Source organism: Pectobacterium versatile (assembly GCF_020166435.1).
Classification (GTDB): domain Bacteria; phylum Pseudomonadota; class Gammaproteobacteria; order Enterobacterales; family Enterobacteriaceae; genus Pectobacterium; species Pectobacterium versatile.
The window spans coordinates 1-26,482 of the sequence record NZ_JAINZP010000008.1 but is presented as its reverse complement, the minus strand read 5'-3'; the positions used below and the strand labels follow the sequence as shown (position 1 = coordinate 26,482).

25 protein-coding genes, 5 tRNA genes and 7 pseudogenes are annotated in these 26,482 nt (G+C 46.7%); 26 read left to right on the top strand and 11 right to left on the bottom strand.

Annotated features, from left to right (window positions below):
* Positions 1 to 9: 9 nt before the first annotated feature.
* Positions 10 to 1,707, bottom strand: a complete 1,698-nt coding sequence (locus tag K7X24_RS11340) for an ABC transporter permease (RefSeq protein WP_224554987.1) — start codon at positions 1,705 to 1,707, stop codon at positions 10 to 12.
* A complete protein-coding gene (locus tag K7X24_RS11335) occupies positions 1,691 to 2,740 on the bottom strand; it encodes a Fe(3+) ABC transporter substrate-binding protein (protein ID WP_224554984.1) in 1,050 nt (349 codons plus the stop codon). Before K7X24_RS11335 ends, K7X24_RS11340 begins: the two co-directional genes overlap by 17 nt.
* A gap of 349 nt (positions 2,741 to 3,089) precedes the next feature.
* Here K7X24_RS11335 and K7X24_RS11330 point away from each other — a divergent pair, with 349 nt between their 5' ends.
* The gene (locus tag K7X24_RS11330) at positions 3,090 to 4,136 is read left to right on the top strand and encodes a sensor domain-containing diguanylate cyclase (protein WP_224554982.1); all 1,047 of its coding nucleotides are present in this window, start codon (positions 3,090 to 3,092) and stop codon (positions 4,134 to 4,136) included.
* A 192-nt stretch (positions 4,137 to 4,328) separates the two neighbouring features.
* On the opposite strand, the gene K7X24_RS11325 is transcribed toward K7X24_RS11330, so the two are convergent.
* Both K7X24_RS11325 and K7X24_RS11320 read right to left on the bottom strand, forming a co-directional pair.
* Entirely contained in the window at positions 4,329 to 4,667 is a 339-nt protein-coding gene (locus K7X24_RS11325) for a DUF1869 domain-containing protein (protein ID WP_224554981.1), read from the bottom strand.
* Positions 4,668 to 4,677: 10 nt separating this feature from the next.
* Positions 4,678 to 5,010, bottom strand: a complete 333-nt coding sequence (locus K7X24_RS11320; RefSeq protein WP_224554979.1) for a DUF1971 domain-containing protein — start codon at positions 5,008 to 5,010, stop codon at positions 4,678 to 4,680.
* Between the two features lie 378 nt (positions 5,011 to 5,388).
* Here K7X24_RS11320 and K7X24_RS11315 point away from each other — a divergent pair, with 378 nt between their 5' ends.
* Positions 5,389 to 5,979, top strand: coding sequence for a flavin reductase family protein (locus K7X24_RS11315; protein ID WP_224554977.1), 591 nt, complete (start codon positions 5,389 to 5,391; stop codon positions 5,977 to 5,979).
* Between the two features lie 277 nt (positions 5,980 to 6,256).
* On the opposite strand, the gene K7X24_RS11310 is transcribed toward K7X24_RS11315, so the two are convergent.
* Positions 6,257 to 6,332, bottom strand: a tRNA-Lys gene (locus K7X24_RS11310).
* A gap of 331 nt (positions 6,333 to 6,663) precedes the next feature.
* Between K7X24_RS11310 and cycA the strand changes: the two genes are divergently transcribed.
* Complete coding sequence (cycA, locus tag K7X24_RS11305) at positions 6,664 to 8,076, top strand: D-serine/D-alanine/glycine transporter (RefSeq protein ID WP_224554976.1); 1,413 nt, start codon at positions 6,664 to 6,666, stop codon at positions 8,074 to 8,076.
* 161 nt (positions 8,077 to 8,237) lie between these two features.
* Here the strand turns inward: cycA and iraP are convergent, their stop codons facing one another.
* On the bottom strand, positions 8,238 to 8,504 hold the full coding sequence (iraP, locus tag K7X24_RS11300; RefSeq protein WP_224554975.1) for an anti-adapter protein IraP: 267 nt from the start codon (positions 8,502 to 8,504) through the stop codon (positions 8,238 to 8,240).
* 394 nt (positions 8,505 to 8,898) lie between these two features.
* A pseudogene (locus tag K7X24_RS11295) lies at positions 8,899 to 9,165 on the bottom strand (LysR family transcriptional regulator); the annotation flags it as partial.
* A 378-nt stretch (positions 9,166 to 9,543) separates the two neighbouring features.
* On the opposite strand from K7X24_RS11295, the gene K7X24_RS11290 reads away from it, so the two are divergent.
* From K7X24_RS11290 to K7X24_RS11275, 5 genes and pseudogenes are all read left to right on the top strand, one after another.
* Positions 9,544 to 9,619: transfer RNA gene (locus tag K7X24_RS11290), tRNA-Asn, on the top strand.
* A 179-nt stretch (positions 9,620 to 9,798) separates the two neighbouring features.
* Positions 9,799 to 9,882: pseudogene (locus K7X24_RS22085) on the top strand (DUF4102 domain-containing protein); the annotation flags it as partial.
* A gap of 555 nt (positions 9,883 to 10,437) precedes the next feature.
* Positions 10,438 to 11,420: pseudogene (gene istA, locus K7X24_RS11285) on the top strand (IS21 family transposase).
* Positions 11,417 to 12,195, top strand: a pseudogene (gene istB / locus K7X24_RS11280) (IS21-like element helper ATPase IstB). Before istA ends, istB begins: the two co-directional pseudogenes overlap by 4 nt.
* 429 nt (positions 12,196 to 12,624) lie before the next feature.
* A complete protein-coding gene (locus K7X24_RS11275; protein ID WP_224554974.1) occupies positions 12,625 to 12,912 on the top strand; it encodes a hypothetical protein in 288 nt (95 codons plus the stop codon).
* Between the two features lie 93 nt (positions 12,913 to 13,005).
* On the opposite strand, the gene K7X24_RS11270 is transcribed toward K7X24_RS11275, so the two are convergent.
* Positions 13,006 to 13,230, bottom strand: a complete 225-nt coding sequence (locus K7X24_RS11270; RefSeq protein ID WP_224554973.1) for a DUF2594 family protein — start codon at positions 13,228 to 13,230, stop codon at positions 13,006 to 13,008.
* 644 nt (positions 13,231 to 13,874) lie between these two features.
* Here K7X24_RS11270 and uvrY point away from each other — a divergent pair.
* The 6 genes from uvrY to K7X24_RS11240 all read left to right on the top strand — a co-directional run bounded on the left by uvrY (position 13,875) and on the right by K7X24_RS11240 (position 17,398).
* Entirely contained in the window at positions 13,875 to 14,531 is a 657-nt protein-coding gene (gene uvrY, locus K7X24_RS11265; protein ID WP_224554972.1) for a UvrY/SirA/GacA family response regulator transcription factor, read from the top strand.
* Complete coding sequence (gene uvrC, locus K7X24_RS11260; RefSeq protein ID WP_224554971.1) at positions 14,524 to 16,356, top strand: excinuclease ABC subunit UvrC; 1,833 nt, start codon at positions 14,524 to 14,526, stop codon at positions 16,354 to 16,356. The genes uvrY and uvrC overlap by 8 nt, the downstream gene beginning before the upstream one ends.
* 58 nt (positions 16,357 to 16,414) lie before the next feature.
* Positions 16,415 to 16,963 (top strand): CDP-diacylglycerol--glycerol-3-phosphate 3-phosphatidyltransferase, encoded by a 549-nt coding sequence (pgsA, locus tag K7X24_RS11255; RefSeq protein ID WP_010279374.1) that lies wholly within the window; start codon positions 16,415 to 16,417, stop codon positions 16,961 to 16,963.
* Positions 16,964 to 17,102: 139 nt separating this feature from the next.
* Positions 17,103 to 17,178 (top strand) — tRNA-Gly (locus K7X24_RS11250).
* A gap of 51 nt (positions 17,179 to 17,229) precedes the next feature.
* Positions 17,230 to 17,303 (top strand) — tRNA-Cys (locus K7X24_RS11245).
* Between the two features lie 8 nt (positions 17,304 to 17,311).
* Positions 17,312 to 17,398, top strand: a tRNA-Leu gene (locus K7X24_RS11240).
* Between the two features lie 103 nt (positions 17,399 to 17,501).
* Here K7X24_RS11240 and K7X24_RS11235 read toward each other — a convergent pair.
* Positions 17,502 to 17,858, bottom strand: a pseudogene (locus tag K7X24_RS11235) (integrase); the annotation flags it as partial.
* On the opposite strand from K7X24_RS11235, the pseudogene K7X24_RS11230 reads away from it, so the two are divergent.
* The 9 genes and pseudogenes from K7X24_RS11230 to K7X24_RS11185 form a co-directional block, all read left to right on the top strand.
* Positions 17,859 to 18,149: pseudogene (locus K7X24_RS11230) on the top strand (lysozyme); the annotation flags it as partial.
* Positions 18,150 to 18,151: 2 nt separating this feature from the next.
* Positions 18,152 to 18,628 (top strand): lysis protein, encoded by a 477-nt coding sequence (locus K7X24_RS22185; RefSeq protein ID WP_411961342.1) that lies wholly within the window; start codon positions 18,152 to 18,154, stop codon positions 18,626 to 18,628.
* An 81-nt stretch (positions 18,629 to 18,709) separates the two neighbouring features.
* A complete protein-coding gene (locus K7X24_RS11215; RefSeq protein WP_224554969.1) occupies positions 18,710 to 19,027 on the top strand; it encodes a hypothetical protein in 318 nt (105 codons plus the stop codon).
* Positions 19,028 to 19,276: 249 nt separating this feature from the next.
* Positions 19,277 to 19,447, top strand: a complete 171-nt coding sequence (locus tag K7X24_RS11210; RefSeq protein ID WP_318013137.1) for a phage holin family protein — start codon at positions 19,277 to 19,279, stop codon at positions 19,445 to 19,447.
* Entirely contained in the window at positions 19,431 to 19,826 is a 396-nt protein-coding gene (locus K7X24_RS11205; RefSeq protein ID WP_224554967.1) for a lysozyme, read from the top strand. Before K7X24_RS11210 ends, K7X24_RS11205 begins: the two co-directional genes overlap by 17 nt.
* A complete protein-coding gene (locus K7X24_RS11200) occupies positions 19,798 to 19,977 on the top strand; it encodes a hypothetical protein (protein WP_224554966.1) in 180 nt (59 codons plus the stop codon). The genes K7X24_RS11205 and K7X24_RS11200 overlap by 29 nt, the downstream gene beginning before the upstream one ends.
* A gap of 80 nt (positions 19,978 to 20,057) precedes the next feature.
* On the top strand, positions 20,058 to 20,381 hold the full coding sequence (locus K7X24_RS11195) for a hypothetical protein (RefSeq protein ID WP_224554964.1): 324 nt from the start codon (positions 20,058 to 20,060) through the stop codon (positions 20,379 to 20,381).
* A gap of 130 nt (positions 20,382 to 20,511) precedes the next feature.
* Positions 20,512 to 20,724 carry a hypothetical protein gene (locus tag K7X24_RS11190; protein WP_224554962.1) on the top strand — a complete coding sequence of 71 codons (213 nt, stop codon included), beginning with the start codon at positions 20,512 to 20,514 and terminating at the stop codon, positions 20,722 to 20,724.
* A gap of 19 nt (positions 20,725 to 20,743) precedes the next feature.
* Positions 20,744 to 21,061 carry a hypothetical protein gene (locus tag K7X24_RS11185; RefSeq protein WP_224554960.1) on the top strand — a complete coding sequence of 106 codons (318 nt, stop codon included), beginning with the start codon at positions 20,744 to 20,746 and terminating at the stop codon, positions 21,059 to 21,061.
* Positions 21,062 to 21,607: 546 nt separating this feature from the next.
* Here K7X24_RS11185 and K7X24_RS11180 read toward each other — a convergent pair.
* Positions 21,608 to 22,444, bottom strand: coding sequence for a MipA/OmpV family protein (locus K7X24_RS11180; RefSeq protein WP_224554958.1), 837 nt, complete (start codon positions 22,442 to 22,444; stop codon positions 21,608 to 21,610).
* Positions 22,445 to 22,649: 205 nt separating this feature from the next.
* On the opposite strand from K7X24_RS11180, the gene K7X24_RS11175 reads away from it, so the two are divergent.
* The 3 genes from K7X24_RS11175 to K7X24_RS11165 are packed head-to-tail and all read left to right on the top strand — an operon-like array spanning position 22,650 to position 25,203.
* Entirely contained in the window at positions 22,650 to 23,327 is a 678-nt protein-coding gene (locus K7X24_RS11175) for a response regulator (protein ID WP_224554956.1), read from the top strand.
* Complete coding sequence (locus tag K7X24_RS11170; RefSeq protein WP_224554954.1) at positions 23,327 to 24,715, top strand: sensor histidine kinase; 1,389 nt, start codon at positions 23,327 to 23,329, stop codon at positions 24,713 to 24,715. The genes K7X24_RS11175 and K7X24_RS11170 overlap by 1 nt, the downstream gene beginning before the upstream one ends.
* A 50-nt stretch (positions 24,716 to 24,765) precedes the next feature.
* Positions 24,766 to 25,203 carry a hypothetical protein gene (locus K7X24_RS11165; protein WP_224554952.1) on the top strand — a complete coding sequence of 146 codons (438 nt, stop codon included), beginning with the start codon at positions 24,766 to 24,768 and terminating at the stop codon, positions 25,201 to 25,203.
* An 82-nt stretch (positions 25,204 to 25,285) separates the two neighbouring features.
* On the opposite strand, the pseudogene K7X24_RS11160 reads toward K7X24_RS11165, so the two are convergent.
* Positions 25,286 to 26,362: pseudogene (locus K7X24_RS11160) on the bottom strand (IS481 family transposase).
* Positions 26,363 to 26,482: the final 120 nt, after the last annotated feature.

Here is a 26,482-nt window from a genome sequence, read left to right as displayed (position 1 = left end):
TCATGATTTTCATTCTTTCTCAACCGACGTTTTTAGCTGACTGCGAGCCAGCAGGACAACGGGGAGCGTACCCGCCAGTACAATCAGCAGTGCGGCAATCGCGCCTTCTTCGTAGGTGCCTCTGGCGGCTTCGGCATACAGAACGGTCGCCAGCGTTTCGAAATTGACGGGGCGCAGCAGCAGCGTAGCGGGGAGCTCTTTCATTGCATCAGCAAACACCAGCAGCGCACTGGTCACCAGTGCGGGGCGCAGCAGGGGAAGGTGTACGCGGAAAAAGGTGACGAATTCACTTTCGCCCAGCAGGCGCGATGCCTGTTCCATTACGGGGGGAATGCGCGTCAGCCCGGCATCAAGCGCACCAATCCCAATCGCCATAAAGCGAATGGCGCAGCAGATTACCAGCAGGATACCGGCGGAAAGCAGCGGCAATCCCTTATAACCTATCAATTCAGCGAGAAAATTATCCGTCGCCATACCGGGCGTCAGCATGCCAATCGCCAGTACCGTACCGGGTACAGCATAGCCCAGCGAGGCAATTCTCAATAGGGTGCGACGGCGTTCCGGTGAACGGTCAGCGATGGCGGAATGACGGGCATACCACGCAATAATCAGGCTGACGAACGTGACGACCAGCGTGACGCCAACGGCCAGCAGAAGTGAGTTCTGCAATGACTGTATCAGGCCTGCGGAGATCGTCACGCTATCGCCCAGCCGCTTAGCGCTTTCCCATGCCAGAAAGAGGGCAGGAGCGATGAAGCCGAACAGGATAGGCAACGCGGTCGCACCGGTTGCCAGCCAGGCGCGTACCCCTTTCAACGGGGCGGGCAGAATGCCGCGCATCTGTCGGCTGGTGCCGTAGCGCTGGTTTTTCCGGCCGTAATACTCCAGCGTCAGCAGCAGGATGACGACCGTCAGCATCGTGCAGGCAATCTGCGCGGCGGCGGGTAAATCCGAACGGGTGACCCAGGTAGTGTAAACCGTCACGGTCAGCGTATTGACCCCAAGGAATTCGGAGGCGCCAATATCATTTAGTGTTTCCAGCAAGGCCAGGCTGGTGCCAACGGCCAGCGCAGGGCGCGCCATCGGTAGGGCAACGTGCAGGAAGGTACCTGTTGCGCTCAACCCCAGCGTGCGTGCGGCTTCCAGCAGGTGTGCGGGCTGGCTGATAAACATCGCACGCATCGTCAGATAAACGTACGGATAGAGCACCAGCCCGAGCAGCAGAATAGCGCCCGTCATGGAGCGCAGATCCGGCAGGCGGAACTGACGCGGGCTGTCATAGCCCAGCACACTGCGGATCGCTTCCTGAATCGGCCCTATAGGATGCAGCAGATCGAGCCAGGCAAAAGCGACAATATAGGTTGGCATCGCCAGCGGCAGCAGCAGCGCCCAGCTAACGAACTGTCTGCCGGGGAAATCAAATGCCGTCACCAGCCAGGCGCAGCCTGCACCAATCACCATGACGAGCACACCTACGCCGACGAGCAGAATCAGCGTGTTGAGTGCGGCATCGGGCAGCACGTAGCGCATCAGGTGATCCCAATGGCCGACGCCCGCGCCAGCGGCTAGCCAAAGCAGGGAAACCAGCGGAGCCAGTACGCCGAGAGCAATGACAACAGCAGCGATGCGAAGCGGAGAAAAAAAGAGGCGCGGCCGCCCGAAGGCGCCGCGCATGGTTGACGAACCGGTCTTATTGATCGAATCCAACTTTATCTACCAACTGACTGGCCTGTTTACGGAATTTAACGATGTCGGTTAGCGGAATGCTATCCACAGTAACGTCACCAATCGTGCTGCTAATGGTGGAATCCAGCGTGACGCCTTTGCGAACCGGATATTCATAGTTTGCCTGTGCGTAGATCTGCTGAGCCGGCGCGGAGACCAGATATTCCATCAATTTCACGGCTTGATCTTTATGCGGCGCGTGACGTGCAACGGCTGCACCGCTGATATTGACGTGTGTGCCTCCGTTTTCAAAGGTAGGCTGAACGACTTTGATGGCATCGCCCCATTTGCGGGCGTCGGTGCCTTCTTTGGCGTTCTTCATGTGGCCGACATAATAAGAGTTCGCCAGACCTACATCGCAGATGCCGCCGAGGATATCGCGCGCAACGTCGCGGTCACCACCGGTGGCTTTACGCGCCAGATTGTCTTTCACACCGCGCAGCCAGGTTTCGGTTTTGGCTTCACCGTGGTGGGCAATCATCGCGGCAACCAGTGCGGTATTGTAAGGGTGTTGACCCGCGCGGATACACACTTTGCCTTTCCATTTCGGATCGGCCAGATTTTCGTAAGTAATGCCGGTCAGCGGCAGTGATTTTTCTGCATAGAGCACGCGAGATCGCATCGACAGACCAAACCATTGGTTATCTTTGTCACGCAGCGCTGCCGGGATAGCCTCGGTTAATGCACTGGACTGAATCGGCTGCGTGACACCGGCGTCTACCAGATCGATCAGGTTACCGGCATCAACCGTCATCAGCAGGTCAGCCGGTGAGTTCTGGCCTTCTGCCTTCACACGTTCCAACATGCCGTCCTTGATGAACACGGTATTGACTTTAACCGACGTCTCTTTGGTGAACGCATCCAGCAGCGGCTGAATCAGGCCGGGTTCACGCGTGGTGTAAAGCGTCAGAGAGTCATCTGCGGCAGCAGCAGGCAGGGCATAGGCAACCATTATCGATGAGGCCAGCGTCAGCAGGCGTACTTTTTTGCGCAGAACAGACAGCGTTTTTGACATGTTATTATCTTCTCCAGAGTGAATGTGATGCGTAAATGAATAAAATAAGGAGATATTTTCGGCAGGTGACTAAAACAATATATGATAATCACTCTTGTTTGCAATCTCATTAACGCGGTTTATTCACTATCGTGATAGAGGTCAACATACTGACTCTCTAGGAGAGAGCGTGGTGCGGACGGTTTCCTTACGGCCTGCGAGAGACGAAAGGCGTGTATGATTTCTGTAACATGAAGAGATCATAGTAGCTATAATCAGTTTACACAGATGGCATTTTGAAGTACGCCACATAATATGTTAATTAATTGTTTTTTTTATTTAAAAATATACTCCGTTAGGATTTATTGTTATGACTGATAATTTGCTTTCTCACCTTTCGGGCGCATTACGTTCAGAGGCTTCTTTCGAGGGGTTGGTTCGCCAGTTACTGGTCATGCTGGAACTGGTCACCGACCTGGAATCGACGTACCTGACACAGGTTGATACCGAAGCGGGTTTCCAAAATATTCTGTTTGCTCACAATACCAAAACGCTCGATATCCCTGAAGGGATATCGGTTCCGTGGCATGACACGCTGTGCAAACGTGCGCTGGACGAAGGGCAAAGTTATACGCCGAATGTGGCCGAATGCTGGGGTGATTCGCAGGCGGCGAAAGTACTGGGTATTATGACTTATGCTAGCACGCCGGTGCGTATGGATGATGGACAATTATACGGTACTCTCTGCGCAGCAAGTTCCGACCATAAACCGCTGACGACCAAAGGCGAACAAATCCTGAGTTTATTCGCCCAGCTTATTGCTCAGCAGGTGCAAAAAGAGTGGTTGGTGCAACAATTGACGGCCGCGAATGCCGCGTTACATGAGTACTCTTACACCGATTCGCTTACTGGGGTGCTTAACCGCCGAGGCGTCTTTTACTCTCTGGAAGCCCTATTTTCTCAGGCCGAGAATGATAATCAGCAGGTGTTGATGGTATTCATTGACCTCGATGGTTTTAAGAAAATTAACGATCAATTCGGCCATGAAGCGGGTGATATCTTCTTACAAGAGGTGAGTCAGCGCTTATTAACGTGGGGCAACTCGGGAGATGTTGTCGGGAGACTCGGCGGTGATGAATTTGTTTTTGCTCGGATGGTAGAAATTGCATTGGGAGAAAGCGAGCATGTCATTTCTTCCTTCAGAGACAGTATTATGCCGCTGTTGCAGGGGAATTATCCGCTCGGTACGGTCAGCATTGACTATTTAGGTGCAAGCATGGGGATCATCACGGCAGACCCTTCCGTTGATGAACCTGATGGCGTGATCCGCCGAGCAGATGCTGCAATGTACGCTAATAAAGTTACGCGGAAAAAAGTTCAAGATAGTGCTTTTGATGTCATCACTGCACAGCGTTAAGTGCCTGTGCGGGTGTCATTATGTTCTTTCGTCTTTCGTCTTTCGTCTGGCGTAGGGCACAGGGGGCGCTTGTTAAGTCAAAAGACATCCAGCGCCTATTTTTTTAAATGAGTATGGCTGTATTAACCGCTAAATCTTAAATAATTGGAGTTGCATGAAAAACAGCATGAATTATGATGATGCTATGTCGTTTTACCAGCCGCAGACGTTCGTTTCTTCATCTGCATCGTAACCACGCACGATATTAACCAGTTCTTTTACTGCTTCAGAAGAAACCGTCTTATCTTTCAGTTCTGCAAGCGTGGAGAAGTCTTTATCAACGGATACGCCGTTGTTATTATTGATTACGGTAAGCAAAAAATCGTTATTATTTTCGCCGGTTAATGCCAAGTCGTCAATCAGTTCAGAAACCGCGCCAGCAGCGAATTCCGGTACATAAAAAGCCATCGGTTTAAGATAAGTTTTTTCTGCTTTTACGTTATTGCCGCGATTCAAGAGTGCTAATGAGTATCCTTTATTTTCAGTTGTCATTCTTTTTACCTCAGCCTTCTATCAGAATTTTTGGATCGACATAAAAATCTACGTTGAATAACGTATCATCAGACAACACTTCAATTCTGTGCCATTTTTCTGGGGGGAATATGCCAAATTGTCCGGCTTCGATAGTCAGCGTTTCAACGGGCTCAGGACTTGTCTCATCGGCATAGCCATAATAACGAACCCTCCCTTGCATCACGCACAAACGAGGGTAAACGCCTTGCCGTGTTCCTGCATCCAAATGGCGCTGCCAGATAGACACCGGTGCTGTGTCCTTGGTCCAAAACGGAGTGGTGCGGGTGTGAATATAATTCGCTGGTATTACAATTCGTTCCATGTTTAAACCTCATGTTTTACCCAGCCATGCTACGAGTGGGAAGGAAAAAATAATATGATGCATATCATATACCTCTTTTGGCGCTTGTGAATTATTTTTTGCTAGTTAATTTTTACAATACTGAAACACGCCGTAGAAAGGCTGTATTACTGAGAGACAGTGTTTATTATTTCGGTTATTTTTATCATCATAAAAATAGATGTAAAAACTAACATTATGGAATAGTAACATTAAGTTATTTTCTAATAACCTACTTATTAGGCATGGTAAATTAAAAAATACCATCACCGATACTCAATTATGGTTATTGTTAAAGAGAAACTAGCAGAGTAAAAATGTGAAAGTATAATATCACTCTATGATGAGGTCAGAACCAAAATGAAAAAGAATGTAAAACCAAGTTCATTTTATTATGGATTCCCAGTTTTCCTTGTGACGACAACGGATAATAACAGCGAAAATATCAATGTTGCTTCTATATCATCGTCAATCTCTCTTGGCGATAAAATTATTATCGGTGTCAGCAAGGGAAGTAAAACTCACAGTAATTTACTATCTGGTTCTGATGTCGTTGTCAATATTCCTGATTATAAACTTTGGGAGAAGGTTGAAGCGCTCGGTAAATTGACCGGAAGTGATACGTTATCTGAAGGTCAGATAAAATGGGGGGTTCAGATATGCCACGATAAATTCTCCAAAGTAGGGCTCCATACTGAAGCCTCTACCGATATTACCCCGCCTCGGGTTATTGAATGCCCTATCCAGGCAGAGTGTAAGACAGTCGGCACGACAGACAAAGGTCGTTTTATTCTTGTCGAGCTGGATATTGTGAATGTCTGGGTGGACAGCGAGTTATTAGGCTCAAATGATGTCATCGACTCGTCAAAATGGAAGCCTCTGATATACAACTTCCGCGAATACGGCACCACAGGGGATGCATTAGGCTTTAATTTTAAATACGGTCATTAATAGTACCATAGAGAGAATTCCGTCGCTCGGTGAACCGTGCTATTGGGTTCACCGACGTACCCCGATATATCTGGCGTTCAGATAAATTTGGGAAAAGAAGTGTTCTTACAACATGGTAAATATGTGGATATTTGATTGCATAAAGTAGAACGATAATGTGAAAAGTTATTTAGAGAGCATCTTATTTATTAAGAAAAGAAGAAAATAAGTGGTAATGATTAATTTAATAAATATATTAAATTTAACGAAAAAGTTAGACTAAAAAATGGTGGTTTGTTGGTGGGTCGTGCAGGGTTCGAACCTGCGACCAATTGATTAAGAGTCAACTGCTCTACCAACTGAGCTAACGACCCAACGGGATGATTATTCTCTTCCCAAGAGCACCTGTCAAACACTTCATATTAATTTTTAATACGCGATAATTGCGTTGTTAGCAGTTAGCAATTTTGTTAGTCTGCCCAGTCGGTATATCTTTGCTTTTCATCGTGAATACCCTCTTCATTTTAGAGCAAAAACATACAGCATTACTATGCATCATTATCCACCTTTTTATGCCTAGTTATCTCAGACATCCGCTGTAATAAGTACTGTGGTTGCGCTATCTTATCCGTTTTAATTTTCGCAAACGAGAGCGGCCAAAGAGCTCAAAAAAACATCACAGACAGAAACAGGAAAGTGTACTAAATGGTCGAACAATCAAAAGAAGCCGCAGATCTCACACCTGAACAAGGAGAGGGACTGCAACGGAATCTGACTAATCGTCATATCCAGCTTATCGCCATCGGCGGAGCGATCGGTACTGGGCTGTTTATGGGCTCAGGAAAAACAATCAGCATGGCTGGCCCTTCGATCATATTTGTTTATATGATCATTGGTTTTATGCTGTTTTTCGTCATGCGGGCTATGGGAGAGCTGTTACTCTCCAATCTCAACTATAAATCGTTCAGTGATTTCGCCGCCGACTTACTTGGGCCATGGGCTGGTTTTTTTACTGGCTGGACTTATTGGTTCTGTTGGGTTGTAACCGGTATTGCCGATGTCGTGGCCATTAGTGCCTACTCTCAGTTTTGGTTCCCTGATTTATCGCAGTGGATTTCTTCCTTGCTCTGCGTTCTGCTACTGCTTACGTTAAATCTGGCAACCGTGAAACTGTTTGGCGAAATGGAATTCTGGTTCGCGATGATAAAAATTGTGGCTATTGTCGCGTTAATCGTGGTTGGCGTCGCACTAGTTATGATGCAATTCTCTTCTCCATCAGGAAACGTCGCCTCTTTTACCAACCTGTGGAACGATGGTGGCATGTTTCCTAAAGGTATAAGTGGTTTCTTTGCTGGGTTCCAGATAGCTGTATTCGCTTTTGTTGGTATCGAACTGGTAGGGACTACTGCCGCTGAAACTAAAAACCCAAAAGTGGTGTTGCCTCGCGCGATTAACGCGATCCCGATTCGCATCATCATGTTTTATGTTTTTGCGTTAATTATGATTATGTCAGTAACACCGTGGAGTGCGATTACAACGGAGCGTAGTCCTTTCGTAGAAATGTTTGTGCTTGTCGGCTTACCTGCGGCTGCCAGCATGATCAATTTCGTTGTACTAACATCAGCGGCATCCTCAGCCAATAGCGGTGTATTCTCGACCAGTCGCATGCTTTTTGGCCTAGCCAAACAAGGCGATGCACCAAAACGTTTTGGTATGCTATCTAAACGTGCAGTTCCTTCAACTGGACTGATGTTTTCCTGTATTTGCTTGCTTTCAGGTGTGGTGTTGATCTATCTGATTCCAAATGTGATGACCGTTTTTACGCTTGTTACTACCGTCTCCGCGATTTTATTCATGTTCATCTGGAGTATCATTCTGTGTTCTTACCTTACATATCGTAGAAAGCGTCCTCAGTTACATGCCACATCATCATATAAAATGCCGTGGGGGTTTTTTATGTGCTGGGTATGCCTAGTTTTTTTCGCCTTTGTTATTGTGCTATTAACCTTACAGCCAGATACACGGCAAGCACTTATTGTCACGCCACTGTGGTTCATTGCTCTGGCTATTGCTTATCAGTTTATTCGTCGGAAAAAACAGGCTGTTGCCGCGGACTAAAGCGTATAATACAAGAAAGGCGTGGACAATGTCGGCGCCTTCAAATTTTTTCCAGGAAAGTCATGGATAGCATAAGCATTCTCTGTTATTGAATATAAAAAAATCATGTGCAGAAATTAATATGTGGCCAAGTAATGCCGTCGCCATTGATATATGAAAAACTATTCCCGTAACGAAACGGTTTTGATTCGATTGATGTTTTTCATTAATAGCTCGAAAGCTAAGTAATTTCGTTCATCCTTTCGCTGCGAGGCATCAGCAGCAACACCTTCAATTTTTTTATTTAATTCATTGATTTTATTATCATCAAGCGTTGAAACAATGGCAGAAATCAGCATCTCTAACGATTCAATCTTAGCGTTAAGCGCTTTTTCTCCAGCTTCTTTTTCTGCCAACTTTATTAAAATATGAGAGAGGATATTATTCATTTGAACTCCTTAATCAAAAAAATAACCGTCATACACCCATAAGGCAATACCTGCTCTTTGTCGCAGAGGATTAGAGAAAACATAACGAGGATTAATGTAACACTGTGAATACCCTGATCGCTAGTGTCTATTATCATTTTAAGGAAATCACATTCATATTGCGGCGGTAAAATGGAGTTGCAAATAAATAAATCAAATAAATAAAAAAAATAAAACTATATTTTATTTTTTAGGGTGAAAATCATCCTTTGAAAAAAATAATAATCTTATGAATTGTGATTTTTTTCACGGAAAAAATAAAAAATATATGATTGTAATGGGCAATGGATAAGAAAATCAGATGGATAGCCAACCATCGGGAAATGGCTGGCTCTATGATTAATGTTTACGCATTCATTGATTGCCGCGCACCACTTACTGCGTCCTTTGCTTGTTCACACTGCGACAATATTGTCTGTGCGTGAGAATAAAGAATTTTTCCCGCTTCGGTAGGCGTAACGCCACGCCGACTTCGTACCAGCAGTTGTTTTTCGAGTTCACTCTCTAGCGTCGCGACCTGCTGGCTCAGCGCCGGTTGTGCAATATGCAACAACTCAGCAGCCTGTGTCAGGCTACCGATATCAACGATTTTCACAAAATACTTGAGCCGTCTAAGATTCATGTCTGCCTCCTGAGTAGTTACTCTAAATAGGTAGCAAGAAGTGCGCCATATTATGCTCCTATACCTAGGGGAAACTGATACCTCATTGATAAGAAACAGGTAAAATAAGGAAAAACAATGATTCTGCTAACTAACGATCCTGATTTTGTATGGACAACATGTTATCGGGCCAATGCTTGTCTGCACTATCCTAAAGCAATCCTGCTATTTTAGGGTGCAGTCCTGCCAACTAATTAGCGTATTTTATTCGTTTGCAGTGTTCAACTTGAGCCATAATTTCAATATGTTGGTTATTAGTTCGGCAATCAAACACAACGAGTGATAACAGCCTTTGACAACCCGAAACGCTACCGCTATTATCCATCGCACTTAACCGATTCCTCTGTAGTTCAGTCGGTAGAACGGCGGACTGTTAATCCGTATGTCACTGGTTCGAGTCCAGTCAGAGGAGCCAATTTAAAGAAAGCAGACGTTCACTGACGTCTGCTTTTTTGCTTTCTATCAATTGCTTACCCTCTTTTTCAGGTTCACCCTCTTCCACCAAAAAACGCTACTACCCACTACTTTTGTTGGTAGAATCGTTGATATCTCTGGTTCGATTTTGCTTATACCAACAACTCAAGGGGGTAAGTCATGTCACTTACTGATTCCAAAGTAAAAAATGCCAAGCCATCAGAAAAGGTAGTTAAGCTAACTGATTGGCTCGCACTCTATGTACATAACTTAGTTCGATTGCAAGTGTGTGATGTTTGGCTATTGATCAGATAGTACAATTTCCCTTCAAGTGATCTACTATTTTGTGATAATGAAATGGACACCTCCCCACAATCGGCTTCAATGCGTCATGCTGTCAGTGTGTGCCAACAGCAAAATGAAAGAGGTATCCAATGGAACAAATTATAGGAATTGATCTGGCAAAGCGAGTGTTTCGATTACACGTTGCCACTTTGCAAGGACAGATAAAAGCCAACAAGATGATCACACCTTTCGTTGTTTAACAACCACCGTCAAGAATAGTCATTGAAGCCTGCGGTAGTTCGAATTACTGGGCTCGTCAGTTCAGAAAATACGGGCATGATGCTAGGCAAATCAGTCCCCAGCATGTTGTCGCGCTGGCAAACAAGAATGCTCGAATGGCTTGGGCACGGATCAATCAGCAAACTATTTATGTACCGAAGTGATATACGTTTTTAAGTAAAGTCAATGAGTTGATGTACTGACAGGTAGAACGACTCTCTGTGAACCTAGCAAATAACTTGGCTGTCAGAAACCATGGCGATAATGAGGTCAGAGAGTACGGCTGTTCATCAGGGTTCATCGAAGCCGAATATAGGTTTGTGGCAGACCGTCCGCCGTTATATTCGGATGCAGGACTCACCTGCTAAAGCCCGTTATTCTGAACGCTTTCCCCGACCCGAGAAGCTGGACCCGTTTAAGCCCTATATTCTTGAACGTGTTGAAGCTGCCAGACCCCATCGGATACCGGCCAGCGTTATGCTGAGTTCGCGGGTACGCCGGTGGATACTGCATGTTGACGGCTTTCTTGCTTCCGCTTAAGCAACAGCCGAACGATCCCGTCGTGCGTTTTGAGACGCAGCCCGGTGAGCAGATGCAGATCGATTTTACGGTGAGCAGACAGGGCCGGAACCCGTTGCTGGCATTTGTCGCGACGATGGGCTGGAGTCGGGCAACCTTTGTGCGTTTTTATCCCCGCCAAGATACGGCGGCATGGTGTGACGGTATTGAACAGGCGCTTTTGGCCTTTGGTGGAACGCCGAGACATCTCCTGTTTGATAATGCTAAGACCATTATTCTTGAACGTGACGTTCATGGCGACGGCCGTCACCGGTGGAACCCACCATTACTGGCTCTCGCCGAGAAGTACGGTTTTACTCCCCAGGTGTGCAGGCCTTATCGAGCAAAGACCAAGGGTAAGGTTGAACGGTTCAACCGCTATCTGAAGCACAGCTTTGTCGTTCCGCTGGCCACCACGTTTAAACAGGCCGGCCTGCTATTTGATGTCGACTCAGCCAACAGCCGCATCGGGCCTTATTACCGTGGCCAACGCCCGCAAGCATGGCACGACCGGTGTTCCACCAGAACACCAGCTGCAACAGGAGTTGGCTGCGCTTCTCCCCCTTCCGCGAGTGGAGAGAACGGCATCCGTAGCCAAGGATAATCAAAGGGTTATGCCAAGAGAGAGTTTTCAACATCCGCTTTCTGTCTACCAGTCACTGCTGGAGGCGGGATTATGAGCCTTCAGCACCAACGTATCAGCGAGCTCTGTGCCGACTTCAAGCTTGAACGTATTGCCAGTGAGTGGCCCGCACTGGCACAAAAAACACTGGATAATACCGGGATATTCGACGACTTTTTGGAACAGCTGCTACAACTGGAGATGAGTAGCCGTAACGAACGTCGCCGGCAGACGCTTTTGCGGTTATCAGGACTGCCAGCGATTAAGACACTGGAGCAGTTCGACTTTACGTTCGCCAGCGGCGCACCAAGAGCTCTGCTTCAGGAACTCGCCGGACTGGCATTCATCGAGCGGCACGAGAACATCGTGCTACTGGGTCCCTCGGGCGTAGGCAAAAGCCATCTGGCCTGTGCGTTGGCACATAAAGTCGTCAGAGTGTTCGGTTTATAACGGCAGCAGACATGATGTTGCAGCTGGTCGCCGCTCACCGACAGGGAGATCTCAAGGGATATTTAGGGCGCTGCGTCAACAAGCTGCGGCTGCTGGTGATTGATGAGGTGGGGTATCTGCCGTTTGGTAAGGAAGAGGCTAATTTATTCTTCCAGGTTGTCGCCCGGCGCTATGAGACTGGAAGTCTGATCCTCACGAGTAATCTGCCGTTTACTCAGTGGTCAGGTACGTTTGGTGATGATGAAACGCTGACGGCTGCGATGTTAGATCGATTGCTTCACCACGCACACATAGTCCAGATAAGTGGTCAAAGTTATCGCCTGAAAGACAAATTGAAAAGTGGTCAGTTAAAGAAATCGAAGGTCACTGAACCACAGGAATAATCATTGGTGGGTGGGTCAGGTTTACTTTGGCGGGGTGGGTCACAATTCAATCGGTATTGACACATACGACATGATTAGAAAGAAGGACTATTGCTATCTATTGCTCAGCAGGAAGCTGTGTCCTGCATCCTGAAGAGTAGCGAGAAAGTGCTATGCTATAGAAGATAGGGGGTCTACAGATCGCATTATGAGATTGATAATTGAATCACTCTAAATAATTTGAGTTGTGGGATAACGTGTTAGTATTTTGAATTACGCAATGCATTTTTCCTCTAGGGTGAGGCACATGTAGGGGATGGGTAGTGCAGCCAATGAACATGCTGCTTTGAAACCAACAAGCATGTAAATGGTTGTGGCTACATCTATTAGGGGCGCTGGCGTTTCCTGGTCTAGCCATAAGCAAGTTTCTGCTTGATTTTGGAGGTTCATATGGGATTCGAAAAATTACTAGCTGTCATAGAAAAAAGTCACCAGGATCCAAAATCGGTTATCTCGTTGTCTGAACTAAGTCAGGCAATCCATGAGATAATTTGTACGGAAAGTTCAAAAGAGTACAAAATAAATGAATGTTTCACCGAGCTGAGGGAACTGGTTGATGAAAGAAAAGCACTTTCCAGGAAACAGTTCCTAGACAAAGTGTTGGTGACGGAATTAACACAATATAAAAAGAAAGAAGAGGCACTACTTTTGAAGCTTATCAGCATTGGAAATAAATAGACGAGGGTCTCTATTTTTAAATCAGGAAAGGCAATACTAAATATCACTACACCGCCAGATCAAATTACTGAGATGATGGTGTAGCAAATAGTGCTATTTGCGGTAGCTGGTTTTGATTTGTTTAATCGTGTTATCAAAAACAGCAGCTTGCTCGGCATCTTCCAATTGAGCAATATATCTTTCCATATTCACGATAACTTTACCGGCATCTGCTTGGCCGATTGCTTTTAATAACAGCGTAACCATAGCCTTCAGACAGGTAACCTCATGGGCCAGTGTTTCAGCGGATGCGGTAGTAGAAAAATCTACGTTGCTCATGTTTTCTCCTCAACAAGAAAAAGATGTTTTCCTTTGCCTGCTGCGGGCGTTACCGCTGGCACAACAGGAAGAACTAGGTGGGCAGGAGTATAACATAAAGCATATTATGGATTGATATTATTCGTGGATAACGTCATTTTATTGACTGTTTTTTATGCATTTAATTCATCTAAATAGCGACTATGTTTGGGATGCTTTTTTGTGGCAAGTACTATAGATGTGTTTTGTTTAATACATATGATGTTCACTATGGACGTTTTTCCCTGAATATATTATTTGTATAATACAGTTGTAGGTAGTGATAAAATTCGTAGCAATACCCTGCTTACAATAGTGATTTTTTATTGACATTTAAGATGTAAAGCCAATTGTATGCCATCTGATTTGCATTGTTTTTTATACATTTTGTGTCATCGTTCTGTTTATACTGTATAGCGTATTTGAAATGTTAAGAATGTGATCAACATACACCATCAAGTTAACGATATATTGTTATGATCGGGGAACGCGCTTTATTCTTTTTCGGCATATTTTAAAATACATATTCATATAAATCTGTGTTCATTATTTTTTGAAACCAACGTAGTATCACCTGCAAGCAATTTTTCATGTAAGTGTTACTCCCTTTTTTGGAGAATTATTCTTTGATTAGCGTTTTTCTTGTTGATGACCATGAATTGGTGCGGGCAGGGATACGACGCATTCTTGACGACATCAAAGGTCTGAAAGTGGTTGGTGAGGCATGTTGTGGTGAAGATGCCGTCAAATGGTGTCGAAGCAATGATGTCGATGTTGTTCTGATGGACATGAGCATGCCGGGTATCGGTGGACTTGAAGCAACGCGTAAGATCTTGCGTTTTACTCCAGATATAAAAGTCATTATGCTCACTATTTATACGGAAAACCCACTACCTGCGAAAGTAATGCAGGCTGGTGCCGTGGGATATGTTAGTAAAGCTGCAGCCCCTCAGGAAGTGATCTCCGCTATTCGAGCAGTACACGCGGGCAAACGGTATATTGCTTCTGATATTGCTCAACAAATGGCATTAAGTCAGTTGGAGCCGCAGACGGACGCGCCGCTTGAGTGTTTGTCTGAACGCGAATTACAGATTATGCTAATGATAACGAAGGGACAGAAAGTGACTGAAATCTCAGAACAGCTCAATCTTAGCCCTAAAACAGTGAACAGCTATCGCTATCGCATGTTCAGCAAGCTGAATATCAACGGCGATGTAGAGTTGACGCATCTGGCTATAAAGCATGGGCTTTTTACCGCGGAGACATTGTTAAGTAGTGAGTGAGAGTTTCGATGCTTCGGCATTTTTAAAAACGGTAACGAGCCAGCCTGGGGTCTACCGTATGTACGATGCCAGCGATACGGTCATCTATGTTGGTAAGGCAAAAGACTTAAAAAAACGACTTGCCAGCTATTTCCGCAGTCATGTTGCCAGCCGTAAAACTGAGGCGTTGGTCAAAAGCATCAAGCATATTGATGTCACGATCACGCATACAGAAACTGAAGCCTTACTGCTAGAACACAACTACATTAAGCTGTATCAGCCGCGTTATAACGTCTTATTACGCGACGATAAATCCTATCCCATGATCTTCCTGAGTGGCGATGCTCATCCACGTCTGGCTGTTCACCGCGGCGCTAAGCATGCAAAAGGCGAATACTTCGGCCCGTTTCCTAACGGCAATGCCGTACGTGAAACGTTAATATTGCTGCAAAAACTGTTTCCGGTGCGCCAGTGTGAAAATAGCGTCTATCGCAATCGCTCTCGCCCCTGCCTGCAATACCAAATTGGTCGCTGCCTCGGGCCTTGCGTTAGCGGTTTGGTTAGCGATGAGGATTATCAACAGCAGGTTGATTATGTTCGCCTGTTTTTGTCTGGCAAAGATCAGCAAGTATTGAATCAACTCATTTCCCGGATGGAAGCGGCCAGTCGCGATCTGCATTTTGAAGATGCAGCCCGGATTCGCGATCAGATCCAGGCGGTTCGGCGGGTGACGGAAAAACAATTTGTTTCCGGTGACGGTGACGATCTGGATGTTATCAGTGTTGCTTTTGATGCTGGCATGGCCTGCGTCTATGTCCTGTTCATCCGACAAGGAAAAGTGCTTGGCAGCCGCAGCTATTTCCCCAAAGTACCTGGCGGTACGGAATTGGGGGAAGTCGTGCAGACGTTTGTCGGGCAATTCTATTTGCAAGGAAGCTTAGGCCGAACGCTTCCTACAGAAATTCTGCTTGATTTCACTCTGCCCGATAAAGATTTGCTGACGGAATCTCTGACAACGGTCGCGGGAAGAAAAGTACAGATTCAAACCAAACCCCGTGGCGATCGTGCTCGTTATTTAAAATTAGCGCGGACAAATGCTGCCACGGCGCTGGTCACAAAACTGTCTCAGCAGTCCACCATTCACCAGCGTTTGGCTGCGTTAGCTAACGTCTTGCAGTTGCCAGAAATCCACCGAATGGAGTGTTTTGACATCAGTCATACTATGGGGGAACAGACTGTGGCATCCTGCGTAGTATTTGATGCCAACGGTCCGTTACGTTCGGAATATCGCCGCTATAATATCAGTGGCATTACGCCAGGCGATGATTATGCCGCCATGGCGCAAGTCCTCCGACGTCGGTATGGTAAAGCGCTGGATGACAGCAAAATACCGGATGTCATTGTGATCGATGGCGGGAAAGGGCAGCTCGGCCAGGCTCAGGCCGTGTTTGACTCGTTGCAAGTATCATGGGATAAAAACAAGCCGCTGTTACTTGGTGTCGCGAAAGGCAGCGATCGTAAAGCCGGACTGGAAACGCTGTTTTTTGAGTCGACGGGCGAGGGTATGGCACTACCGCCTGATTCTCCCGCATTGCACGTTATCCAGCATATTCGCGATGATTCGCATGACCATGCAATTGGCGGACATCGTAAGAAGAGAGCAAAAGTAAGAAATACCAGTACGCTGGAGCTTATCGAAGGCGTCGGCCCTAAACGTCGTCAAACCCTGCTGAAATACATGGGAGGGCTGCAACCTTTGATGAATGCCAGTATTGAGGAGATTGCAAATGTGCCAGGAATTTCACATGCATTGGCAGAAAAAATCTTCCATGCATTGAAACACTAGGGACAATGTTGCAACATACTCTTAGTATCCACTCCAGCCAGATAGTTACCTAAGCGCTATGCAATTTAATATACCGACGTTGCTTACCCTGTTTCGTGTTGCTCTTATTCCGTTTTTCGTGCTGGCGTTTTATCTTCCATTCGTCTGGGCACCGCTGCTCTGCGCGTTGATTTTCGTGTTTGCTGCCGTGACGGATTGGTTTGATGGTTTCCTGGCCCGCCGCTGGAAACAGACCACGCGTTTTGGTGCCTTCCTCGATCCTGTTGCGGATAAAGTGATGGTGGCTGTCGCGCTGGTGCTGGTTGCGGAATACTATCATTCTTGGTGGATTACGCTGCCTGCAGCGACAATGATCGCGCGCGAAATCATTATTTCGGCATTGCGAGAGTGGATGGCTGAAATTGGCAAGAGAAGTAGCGTTGCCGTGTCGTGGATAGGGAAGGTTAAAACCACGGCCCAGATGATGGCGCTTTTTGCTTTGCTATGGCGCCCAGAACGCATTGTTGAAGGCGTTGGTGTTGTGGCGTTGTACATCGCGGCTGTACTGACTTTCTGGTCCATGTTTCAATATTTGAATGCTGCTCGACACGATCTGCTTGAACCTTGATCGGAGCGCCGTAAAAACCAGCAAACGAACGCGGTTGCTTGATAATTTTATTGACTCACTGCGTCATGTCAGTAGAATGCACCGCATCAACAGCAACGCTGGTTTGTAAGAAGTTAAGAGAATCAGCGGGTTCTGTGTTGCGGGAATAGCTCAGTTGGTAGAGCACGACCTTGCCAAGGTCGGGGTCGCGAGTTCGAATCTCGTTTCCCGCTCCAATTTAAAACATCGGCAATTGCGGATGTCGGTCACTAAGACCTGAATATTTTGGCGCGTTAACAAAGCGGTTATGTAGCGGATTGCAAATCCGTCTAGTCCGGTTCGACTCCGGAACGCGCCTCCAATATTTAAGCCCGGGTGGTGAAATCGGTAGACACAAGGGATTTAAAATCCCTCGGCGTTCGCGCTGTGCGGGTTCAAGTCCCGCCCCGGGCACCATTGATTTAACTTCAATAAAAACAAGAAGTTACAAAATAAAATTCAACCACCGAAAGGTGGTTTTTTTGTGCCTAAATTAACCCTTCACCATATTTTCGCCATATCACTTCGCCATATTCTGACCACCGACAACCGGAACAACCGCGATTTTTCTGTCGTATCTTGCCGTCTGGGTAACATTTTTATGGCCGGAAATGGCTTGTTTTTCGTACAGATTGCCATCCAGATCTGAAATGCCTTTCGCCTTCAAATCATGAAACGTGAAGTCGAAACTTAAATCCGGATGTAATTCCTCCGCTTTTTTCTTTGCCTTCATCCAGTGTGCGTTAAAGCTGTCGCGGGTGAATCGCGATCCTGATGGTTGGTGTAGTACGTATATGCTGGACATACCTGATTTTAGCGAGAGAGACTCTGCGATTTTTATTGCCGCTGACAACCGATCAGACCACGCTTTTACTTGGACGCGGCGACAGCTGAGAGATTGTTAAAAACTGGCGTTGTTCAGTATGAGTGTGCAGTAAATCAGTTAGTTCGAGTTCCGATTACTCAGAATCAATTCGATGCTCTCGTTTCGTTCACATACAACCTCGGCATACGCTCGCTCTCTACATCGACGCTACTGAAAAAACTGAATGCCGGTGACATCGCTGGCGCGGCTGCTGAATTTGCGCGCTGGAATCGTGCTGGTGGTAAAGGGCTGGTTGGGCTAACTCGTCGGCGAGAGGCAGAGCGTGCTCTGTTTCTGTCGTGAGTATGGCACTGGCAAAACGCTACTGGTTACAGTTGCTGGTGGTGTTGGTGTTGGTAATCGGATCGCTGGCCCTGCTGGTGAATCACTACCGGGATAACGCGATTACCTACAAAGGTCAGCGTGACGAGGCTACTAAGAAGCTCGGCCTGGCGAACGCCACTATCAGCGATATGCAGGTGCGCCAGCGCGACGTCGCCGCACTCGATGAGAAATACACGAAGGAGCTCGCTGATGCGAACGCTGAGAATGCTGCTCTGCTGCGCAAGCTTGATGCTGGTGGCAGGGTGCTCGTCAAAAGCAAGTGTCCAGTGCCAGCCGCAACCGAAACCCCCGGCACCTCCAGCGTGGGCAATGATGCCGCCATCGAACTCTCTGATGTTGCTGGACGAAACGTTCTCGGTATCAGAGCCGGAATCAAAAGCGATCGGTCAAAAATAGCCGCATTGCAACAGTACATTAGAGAGCAGTGCCTGAAGTAATTAGAGCCGTACTTGAAAGTAAAAAATCCATCCCCATTTGTTTATTGCTTTAGGAAAAAAACACTTACCAAGGGGCTACTCATGAATGAGTTAAGTAATGAAGACTTGAAGTTGATAACTAAGGATATCTCAAAGTTTAAAAAATATTTTGCGTCAGGCATCCAACAAGCCTATCAAGACAACACATTTCGCCTTAGTTCCCTAACCTTGAGCGGCCAAGACGAAGGCTTCCTTCACTTCAATTTTGAATATAAAGGGCAGTGCTCTTTGTACCCTGGTGATGGTAAGCACTCTGACAAAGTATCAATATCTGAACTCACTTCACCAGGTGCGTTTTTCCAAGCAATTGACAGAATTATAAGTCAAAGGGTGAGTGAAAGCTTCATCAAGGTTCGCTAACCCACAACACTACGCCTAAAGCTTAATTTACCGCCTACGGGCGGTTTTTTTTATTACCATCACACTATTCATCCCCGAACGAGTGAATAGCGTAATGGTTTTATCAAAGCGAGGATGATATGCCCAATACTCCGGACTGGGGGGCCATCGAAACGGCCTACAGCGCCGGAGTGTTGTCCCTCCGCAAGATAGAAGCACTATACAACATAAGCGAAGGGGCTATAGCTCGATGCTGCCATGTGTTCGCTGGTGGCTTACTACATCAATGATGGCTTATCTGCTCTGGGATGGGATTCGAATTTTGCGTCGATGGGCAGTGTGTTCATCGGATTCCTCGGTATTGATTACATCAGCTCTATTCTGCGCCGCGTTGTTGGCAGCAAGACTGGATCGGAGGTAGGCAATGCAGATCAGCGCTAACGGTATCAACCTCATTAAACGGTTTGATGGTTGTGAACTGGCTGCCTATCCAGACGTTGTTGGCGTATGGACTTTGGGTTACGGCTGGACGCAATCAGTTGACGGAAAACCCATTCGACGCGGCATGACAATTGATCGCGCTACCGCCGAACGGCTGTTAAAAACTGGCGTTGTTCAGTATGAGCGTGCAGTAAATCAGCTAGTGCGAGTTTCGATTACTCAGAATCAATTCGATGCTCTCGTTTCGTTCACGTACATTCGACAATCGTTATCTGCTGATGAGTGTGCTCATTGTTACGTTCCTGCTGCCGCTGTTAACAGCCTGCTCAAGCAGGCGGACAGAATACGCAGTGGCTCCAGTGGTGCCGATCCCCGCTGAATTGCTGATTGACTGCATCGTGCCGGAAATACCGCTTCAGATGACATTCGGCGATAGCGTTGAACTGAATGAGCGACTGCTGACCTGCGCAGCATTCGTGAAATCGAAGAATCACGAAACACTGATACGGCAATACGTCCGTGAGCCGTGATTGAAATGAATGGTAATCCAGTTTAATTAACTATACTAAATACGGGTTAACGTTAAATACTGATAAACTGGGAGTTAATTATGAGTGATATTTTCACTACACTGGATTTTGAAAACGGTGCAGACATCACGCAAGCGCAGCTTGCTAATGCTGTAGAGCAATATAAATATGTCCAGATTGATCTGACCAATGGCCATTTTTCACCCAATATTTATGTGCCTGATGAAGTGCCACTTAATGGCAATGTGGTTGATACTGCGCTGATTTATCTCACTAATACGGCTGATGAATCATCGGTTGTACATCTGTACGGGCGAAAATATACAGTAGCTCAGGGAGAGTGTGTGACACTGATGCCAAATCCGATAGTTAAAATGTGGCACCTAGTGCGCCCGGCTAAATAATTAATGGTTTTATAAAATGCTAATAACTCCAATGGTACCACGTAGTAAACAGCATATCGTATAGGTTTGTATGGCTTTGCATGCACGGTACCATAGGGTTTATAGTTTCCAATGTAGAGGATTTTTCTGTATGGCATCGAAAAAGCTCACGGCAGAGCAGCAGGCGCTTTTCGATGTGCTGACTCCGCTGCAAAAAAGATTCGCTCTGGCAATCCTCAAAGGAAAGAATCAGACAGACGCATATAAGTCCGCTAAGGGAAAAGCGAAAACAGCAGAGGCCGCTCGCAACTCAGATCTTTACAAATCTTGGTGTGCAGGTGTTTTTGAAATGCGTTCAAGGTGAGGTCATAAACGACGCTATCATGACGTATGAAGAAGCGATGGAGCGCCTCACTGCGATGGGGCGAACATCAATAGCTGATCTCGCAACGTTCGGCACTCACGTAGTTGGTGAAGACGATGACGGCAAACCCATCAGCCAATCGGTATGGTCATTCAAGAACGCTAGCGAACTCAAACCGGAACAGATGGCCGCCATCTCTGAACTGACAGCAGGGAAGGACGGACTGAAAATAAAACTCCACGACCCGACAGCTGGCAGAAATGCGCGGCTGGGAGGCACCGAGGAAAACCGAATTGACGGCAACGGTCAAATCCGAAAACGTCAACATGACGCCTGATGAGGCAGCGGAAGCCTATAAAAAGCTGATGGGGTAAAACTGCAAAAATAGCCACTTCGTGCAGCAAACAGGCTATGCACTTTCACCTCTGCTTTATGCACGATTTATTCACCGCTTTTTGGCCGACTTCCGCGAGAAAACATAGAGAAATAAGCGCTTCACGCGTCTTGCGCGATGAGTGCTGATCCGGTTGTCAAGGCTAAGTAGAAGTGTCCGGCCCATGTTTAGCTGTAGGCAAAAAGAAGAAGAACAAATACCAGATTAAACTAATCCAGTACTCAAACTTCGCGGCCAGTTCTTCGCAAATGCTGAAACTAATTCTGGTTCGGACTCGAGTTACTAGAGCCACTTTCCCAGTCAGTTTTAAATTCATTTGTTGCTCCTCAAATTAAGCATAGTTAATAACATAGCTCTGAGTGACATGGCATAATCAAGGCGATTTGGTGAGTTGAGTAGCGCCCCATCATCTGAACTGGGGCGGGGCGAATTTGTATTTATTGACAGTGCATAGCCACAAGCTACCGAGAAGCACACGTCGAACAACGATCAGAAGCTATATGTCACCTTCAGGCTGCCAGTGGGCGATGTTTTTCGTTGAACAATTGGACTATTTCGTGCATCACCAGCCAACTGCGTAAAACCTGCAGCGGCAACTACGCTCCAGTCTTGATTAAGCTTGTGCGTCCAGTCCATATTCAGTGAATAGGCATAAATTCCAGACTTGGCATCATATCGAGTAAACCCCGATGCGGCCGACTGTGATGCACTTACCCCGTAGTAAGTCTGCATGTACTTGCTGGTCCCCCAACTACTGGTCAGCGCCAGCGTCACAGCGTTTTTCGATGACGTATAGAGCGGGCTGACAATGCTGAAATGCAGGGCCTCACCATTGCTTCGCTGAGAAATCGGCACCTCAGCCTGCAATTGCAAATTAAGCCAGTCGGTCACCTCGTATCCTAGGCCAAGCAAACCGATAGCTGAGCCCTTAACGTCACCCATACCTCGCAAGTAGTCGCTACCGTAGCTGAGCGAGTCGCTGTCCACGTCACGATCCTTTCTGCCTGCGCGATAACTCAGCGCAGCGCTGTAATCAAATTTGCCGATGTTGTTACCGTAACCGATACCACGCGTGGAGCTGACGAAGAAACCATTTACCATAGAGTAATCAATCACTAGGGCCGTTGTGACTCGGCTTTCATCCGAACCAGAATAACGTGGCGCAACATCCACGCCTCCTCCTAGGGTCAACTCGTTGCCCTGTTTCTGTTCTGCTGCCAGTATTGGGGTTGCCAATAACGCGAGGACAAATCCTGACAACAATTTTTCCAGGGTATGCCCCGAGAGTGAATGGAGGAACTTATGACTCAGTTCGATGTTTCTCATTAAGGAAGTCCTTGTGGGTTCAACTGACTACGATACAAGCGGTTTTAAACGCCAGAACGCTCAGTTTGAATGCTGACCCTGAAGTTCTCATGAGCCAAAAATGAAGAAATACTGAAGTAAGTACCCGTTCTGCAAACCTGATAGATTTACTGACACCGTTTTTTTCTTCAGACGTTCTTCATTCACTGTTGATAAAGTAACTATTGTGAAAATTCTCCTAATCGAAGACGACATCGATCTCGGCAATGGCGTACGTATTGCCCTTACAGAGCAAGGATTAGATGTCATATGGGTTCGCCGTAAAGTGGATGCTCTGCATCAACTCGATGTATGCGTGCCAGAACTTGTATTGCTCGACCTCGGCCTGCCCGACGGTGATGGCATGAGCCTGATGGCGCGTCTGCGTCAGCAGCTCAAGGGGATCCCCGTCATCATCCTGACTGCTCGGGGCACTCTGCAAGATCGCTTGACTGGGCTGGATGCCGGTGCCGACGACTATCTCGTCAAACCTTTTGTTCTCGCTGAGTTATTGGCCAGGGTGAGAGCACTTGTGCGGCGCAGTTACGGTTTTCAGAATGAGGTGATAGAGATTCGAGGGCTATCTCTCCATGGGCCGACTCGTCGCGTGACAGTGAGCGAAAGTCATGTTGATTTGACGGCAAGTGAATACGCGCTGCTTGAAACGTTAATGTTGCGTTCTGACCGTGTTCTGACCCGTAGTTTTCTGGAGGAAAGGATCTTCGGTGCAAAAGAAAATATGAGTAATGCGCTCGATGTACATATGGGAAATTTGCGTCGCAAGATCGGTGACGGCTATGTGCGAACGGTGAGAGGTGTGGGGTTTGTCATTGATACCGTACCCATTCAGAAGGGGGGAGGTTGATGCGTAATTTTTGGCATTATCTGAGAATCCCAACGCTCGTACGGCGAATTATGATCGCCCAGATGCTATTACTCACGCTGATTTGGTGTATTTTTCTGACCTACATTTTATGGGATAACTTACGCAGCCCTCCAATGCTATCAGGCAACAAAACCTATGAAACCATTCTGACATTGGTGGATCGTATGGGGGATCGCCCGCACGATCTAACCGATGTGCTGGAAGCATTCAGCAAGGCATTGCGGGAAGGCTATGGCGGAGGTGAAGACCCAAAAATGTCAATCAGCCTAATCGTTCGGAAGAATAAAGAGATAATTTATTCATCTGATGGCGCTCCAGTAGGAGTGACAAACACCAGTTATGGGATGATTCAGAGTGTTCAGAGTAACGGCCGCACCTGGACTAGTCGTACTCTGAAGTCTAGGAGCTCCGACACAGAGGTAACACTGCTCACTCCTGCTGGCGGTTGGAACTTCTTCATATACCTGAACTCGCGCGGATACTACATATTACCGCTGCTGGTATGCATTCCTTTTCTTTTGTTTCCTGCGTGGCTGTCAATCCGCATTGCAATGCGTCCCTGGAACAAGGTGGCAAATGAAGTTTCCTTACGAACACCAGAAGATCTTTCTCCCTTAAAAGCAGTGCCAAAGCACAAGGAACTTCGCCAAATAGTGGACGCGATTAATATATTCCTTGCCAGGGTACGAGAAAGCACTGAAAGGGAACGGACTTTCATTGCAGATGCCGCTCACGAGTTGCGTACTCCCCTGGCTGCAATGCGAGTCAATGTTGAGGCTTTGCAGTCCGATGTAAGCAACTTTAGTCAACAGGAATTGCTTGCAGGGATTATTCGTAGCAATAGCCGTGCTGCTCGTCTCGTCAATCAGTTGCTGGTGCTGATGCACAGTGAAGCACGCATTGACACTGTTATGGAGCCTGTGCCGTTGACGACGCTCATACAAGAGCGAATGGCTGAGTTGGCACCGCTAGCTGCTGAGAGCAGAATTGAGCTTGAGTTCTACTCTCATGATGAAGTCCGGATTACAGGTGTCAGGGAACGCCTGATGTCGCTGATCGACAACTTAATTGAAAATGCTGTGAAGTACAGTCCTGAGGGCGGGCGGGTTGAGGTAGAGGTACGATCATTAGATAAATCCACTCAATTGCGTATCTCAGATGCAGGGCCCGGAATCAGGGTTGAATTGAGGGAGCGGGTGTTCGACAGATTTTTTCGTGATCCCAATCAGATACAAAGCGGGAGTGGATTGGGGCTTGCAATAGTCAAAGCGGTTGCGCAGCAACACAACAGCAGTGTTTTACTAAGTACGTCTGCAGAAGGTGGGCTCATGGTTATTGTTGATATCCCAAATCACAATTCCGTCTGAAAGAGAACGCAATTTTAGTCCCAATCATGCGTAGGACATTTACCAGAATAATGGAGCATAAATTGAAATATTTGGCCCTGGCTACAATATTATTTTCTATATCACTTAGCGGATGCGCCATAACCGTCAGCGATTTGAAAAACAGCAAATCCTCCTTAGACGGCAGTTTCATTAGCAAGACGGGGTCCTCCGATACTTATCGAACCATAAGGCACATGGCAAGGCAGTGTATGGAATATGAGACATATTCAGGAAATCCGGTCATCGTATTAAGCGAGTTTGACGGTGAGCGTAAAGAAGGTGAGATCACTCAAAAGCTTCTTTCAGAAGGACTGCTGATCAACAACACGCTAATTCAGATAGAAAGTCATGATGGTGACAAAGCTAAGATCAGCCTATACACAACCAAGAATATCTTGAGTACGGGCATCAGATCGCCAAAAGTGAGTGATATCAAGCGCTGGGCTGATGGCGATAGAACTTGCTAACACGACACTCTCGTACAACTCAGCTGTATTAGCTCAGACTTGATCTGACAGTTACCGGTTATTTATACAGGTGTCTGTCAGATTACATCTGGCTTAAATTTTTCTCAGCCCAGATGCGTTTTCCATCAAGTAATGTTTCCATCGGCGTTCGGCCACAACACCGTTTTCCCTGATGGGTTCGCTCATTATTATAGTGAGCCAGCCATTCATCAAGATTCGATTGTAACGTGTCGATATCACCATACTACTTTTTACGGAATGTCACCTGATAAAACTCGTTCAGTATCGTTTTATGGTACCGTTCGCAGATATCGTTGGTTTGCGGTGACATCGCTTTCGTTTTGGTATGGGCAATGTCATTTATCGCCAGATAAAGCTGATAGTCATGCTGCTCTACTTTACCGCAGAATTCTGTGCCTCTGTCAGTCAGTATCCTCAGCATCGGCAGACCATGAGACTCATAAAATGGCAGCACGCGATCATTCAGCAGGTCTGCTGCTGTAATCGGTGTTTTGGTCACATAAAGCTTACAGTGGACCACTCTTGAGTACGTATCAATGAAGGTTTGTTGATAAATACGTCCGACGCCCTTCAGATTGCCGACGTAGAACGTATCCTGTGACCCAAGATAGCCTGGATGGACAGTTTCTATCTCACCACAAGCCTCGTCATCGCTGGCTTTACGCTCCAGAGCAACTATCTGCGCTTCTGTCAGTTGGATACCCTCACGGGCTACTTTTTCCTCCAGTGCTTTTAGCCGCTTTTTGAAGTTCTCAAGGTTGTGACGCAGCCAGACAGAACGGATGCCACTTCCAGAGATAAAGATGCCTTGTTTACGCCATTCATTACTGCTTCTGTGCTGACCACGTGCTGGGAACCCGATAGCGTAGTCAACCACGGCCTGCTCAGTTGCATCATCGGTACGATTTTTGAGATTAGGAACGCGTCGACTACGGTTAATCAGTGCATCCATACCGCCTTCATCGGCAAGCTCGCGGTATCGATAGAATGTATTGCGTGAAACACCCATAATTTTACAGGCTTTAGACACATTGCTGAGTTCTTCAGCCAGATTAAGCAAACCGGCTTTGTGTTTGATGACGGGATTATTAGTATGATGCCTGAGAGTTGCCTCGTGTTTTGTATAAGGATTCGACACCCATATCAAAACCGGTAACTCTCAACCTTTCAAGGTCCAGTGTCAGATCAAGTCGCGACTAATACAAATTACACTGTTAACACCAAGCGGTTTTGTCGTACTTTAATTACCACGCGATTC

Bases quoted from the DNA above. Each gene is read 5' to 3' on its own strand.
- K7X24_RS11335 (WP_224554984.1), bottom strand. From the start codon at position 2,740: ATGTCAAAAACGCTGTCTGTTCTGCGCAAAAAAGTACGCCTGCTGACG.
- iraP (WP_224554975.1), bottom strand. From the start codon at position 8,504: ATGAATAATATCCTCTCTCATATTTTAATAAAGTTGGCAGAAAAAGAA.
- K7X24_RS11190 (WP_224554962.1), top strand. From the start codon at position 20,512: ATGGCATCGAAAAAGCTCACGGCAGAGCAGCAGGCGCTTTTCGATGTG.
- cycA (WP_224554976.1), top strand. From the start codon at position 6,664: ATGGTCGAACAATCAAAAGAAGCCGCAGATCTCACACCTGAACAAGGA.
- K7X24_RS11325 (WP_224554981.1), bottom strand. From the start codon at position 4,667: ATGACAACTGAAAATAAAGGATACTCATTAGCACTCTTGAATCGCGGC.
- K7X24_RS11180 (WP_224554958.1), bottom strand. From the start codon at position 22,444: ATGAGAAACATCGAACTGAGTCATAAGTTCCTCCATTCACTCTCGGGG.
- K7X24_RS11270 (WP_224554973.1), bottom strand. From the start codon at position 13,230: ATGAGCAACGTAGATTTTTCTACTACCGCATCCGCTGAAACACTGGCC.
- K7X24_RS11205 (WP_224554967.1), top strand. From the start codon at position 19,431: ATGCAGATCAGCGCTAACGGTATCAACCTCATTAAACGGTTTGATGGT.
- K7X24_RS11170 (WP_224554954.1), top strand. From the start codon at position 23,327: ATGCGTAATTTTTGGCATTATCTGAGAATCCCAACGCTCGTACGGCGA.
- K7X24_RS22185 (WP_411961342.1), top strand. From the start codon at position 18,152: ATGGCACTGGCAAAACGCTACTGGTTACAGTTGCTGGTGGTGTTGGTG.
- K7X24_RS11315 (WP_224554977.1), top strand. From the start codon at position 5,389: ATGAAAAAGAATGTAAAACCAAGTTCATTTTATTATGGATTCCCAGTT.
- K7X24_RS11320 (WP_224554979.1), bottom strand. From the start codon at position 5,010: ATGGAACGAATTGTAATACCAGCGAATTATATTCACACCCGCACCACT.
- K7X24_RS11275 (WP_224554974.1), top strand. From the start codon at position 12,625: ATGGGATTCGAAAAATTACTAGCTGTCATAGAAAAAAGTCACCAGGAT.
- K7X24_RS11185 (WP_224554960.1), top strand. From the start codon at position 20,744: ATGACGTATGAAGAAGCGATGGAGCGCCTCACTGCGATGGGGCGAACA.
- K7X24_RS11330 (WP_224554982.1), top strand. From the start codon at position 3,090: ATGACTGATAATTTGCTTTCTCACCTTTCGGGCGCATTACGTTCAGAG.
- K7X24_RS11195 (WP_224554964.1), top strand. From the start codon at position 20,058: ATGAGTGATATTTTCACTACACTGGATTTTGAAAACGGTGCAGACATC.
- K7X24_RS11215 (WP_224554969.1), top strand. From the start codon at position 18,710: ATGAATGAGTTAAGTAATGAAGACTTGAAGTTGATAACTAAGGATATC.
- pgsA (WP_010279374.1), top strand. From the start codon at position 16,415: ATGCAATTTAATATACCGACGTTGCTTACCCTGTTTCGTGTTGCTCTT.
- K7X24_RS11165 (WP_224554952.1), top strand. From the start codon at position 24,766: ATGGAGCATAAATTGAAATATTTGGCCCTGGCTACAATATTATTTTCT.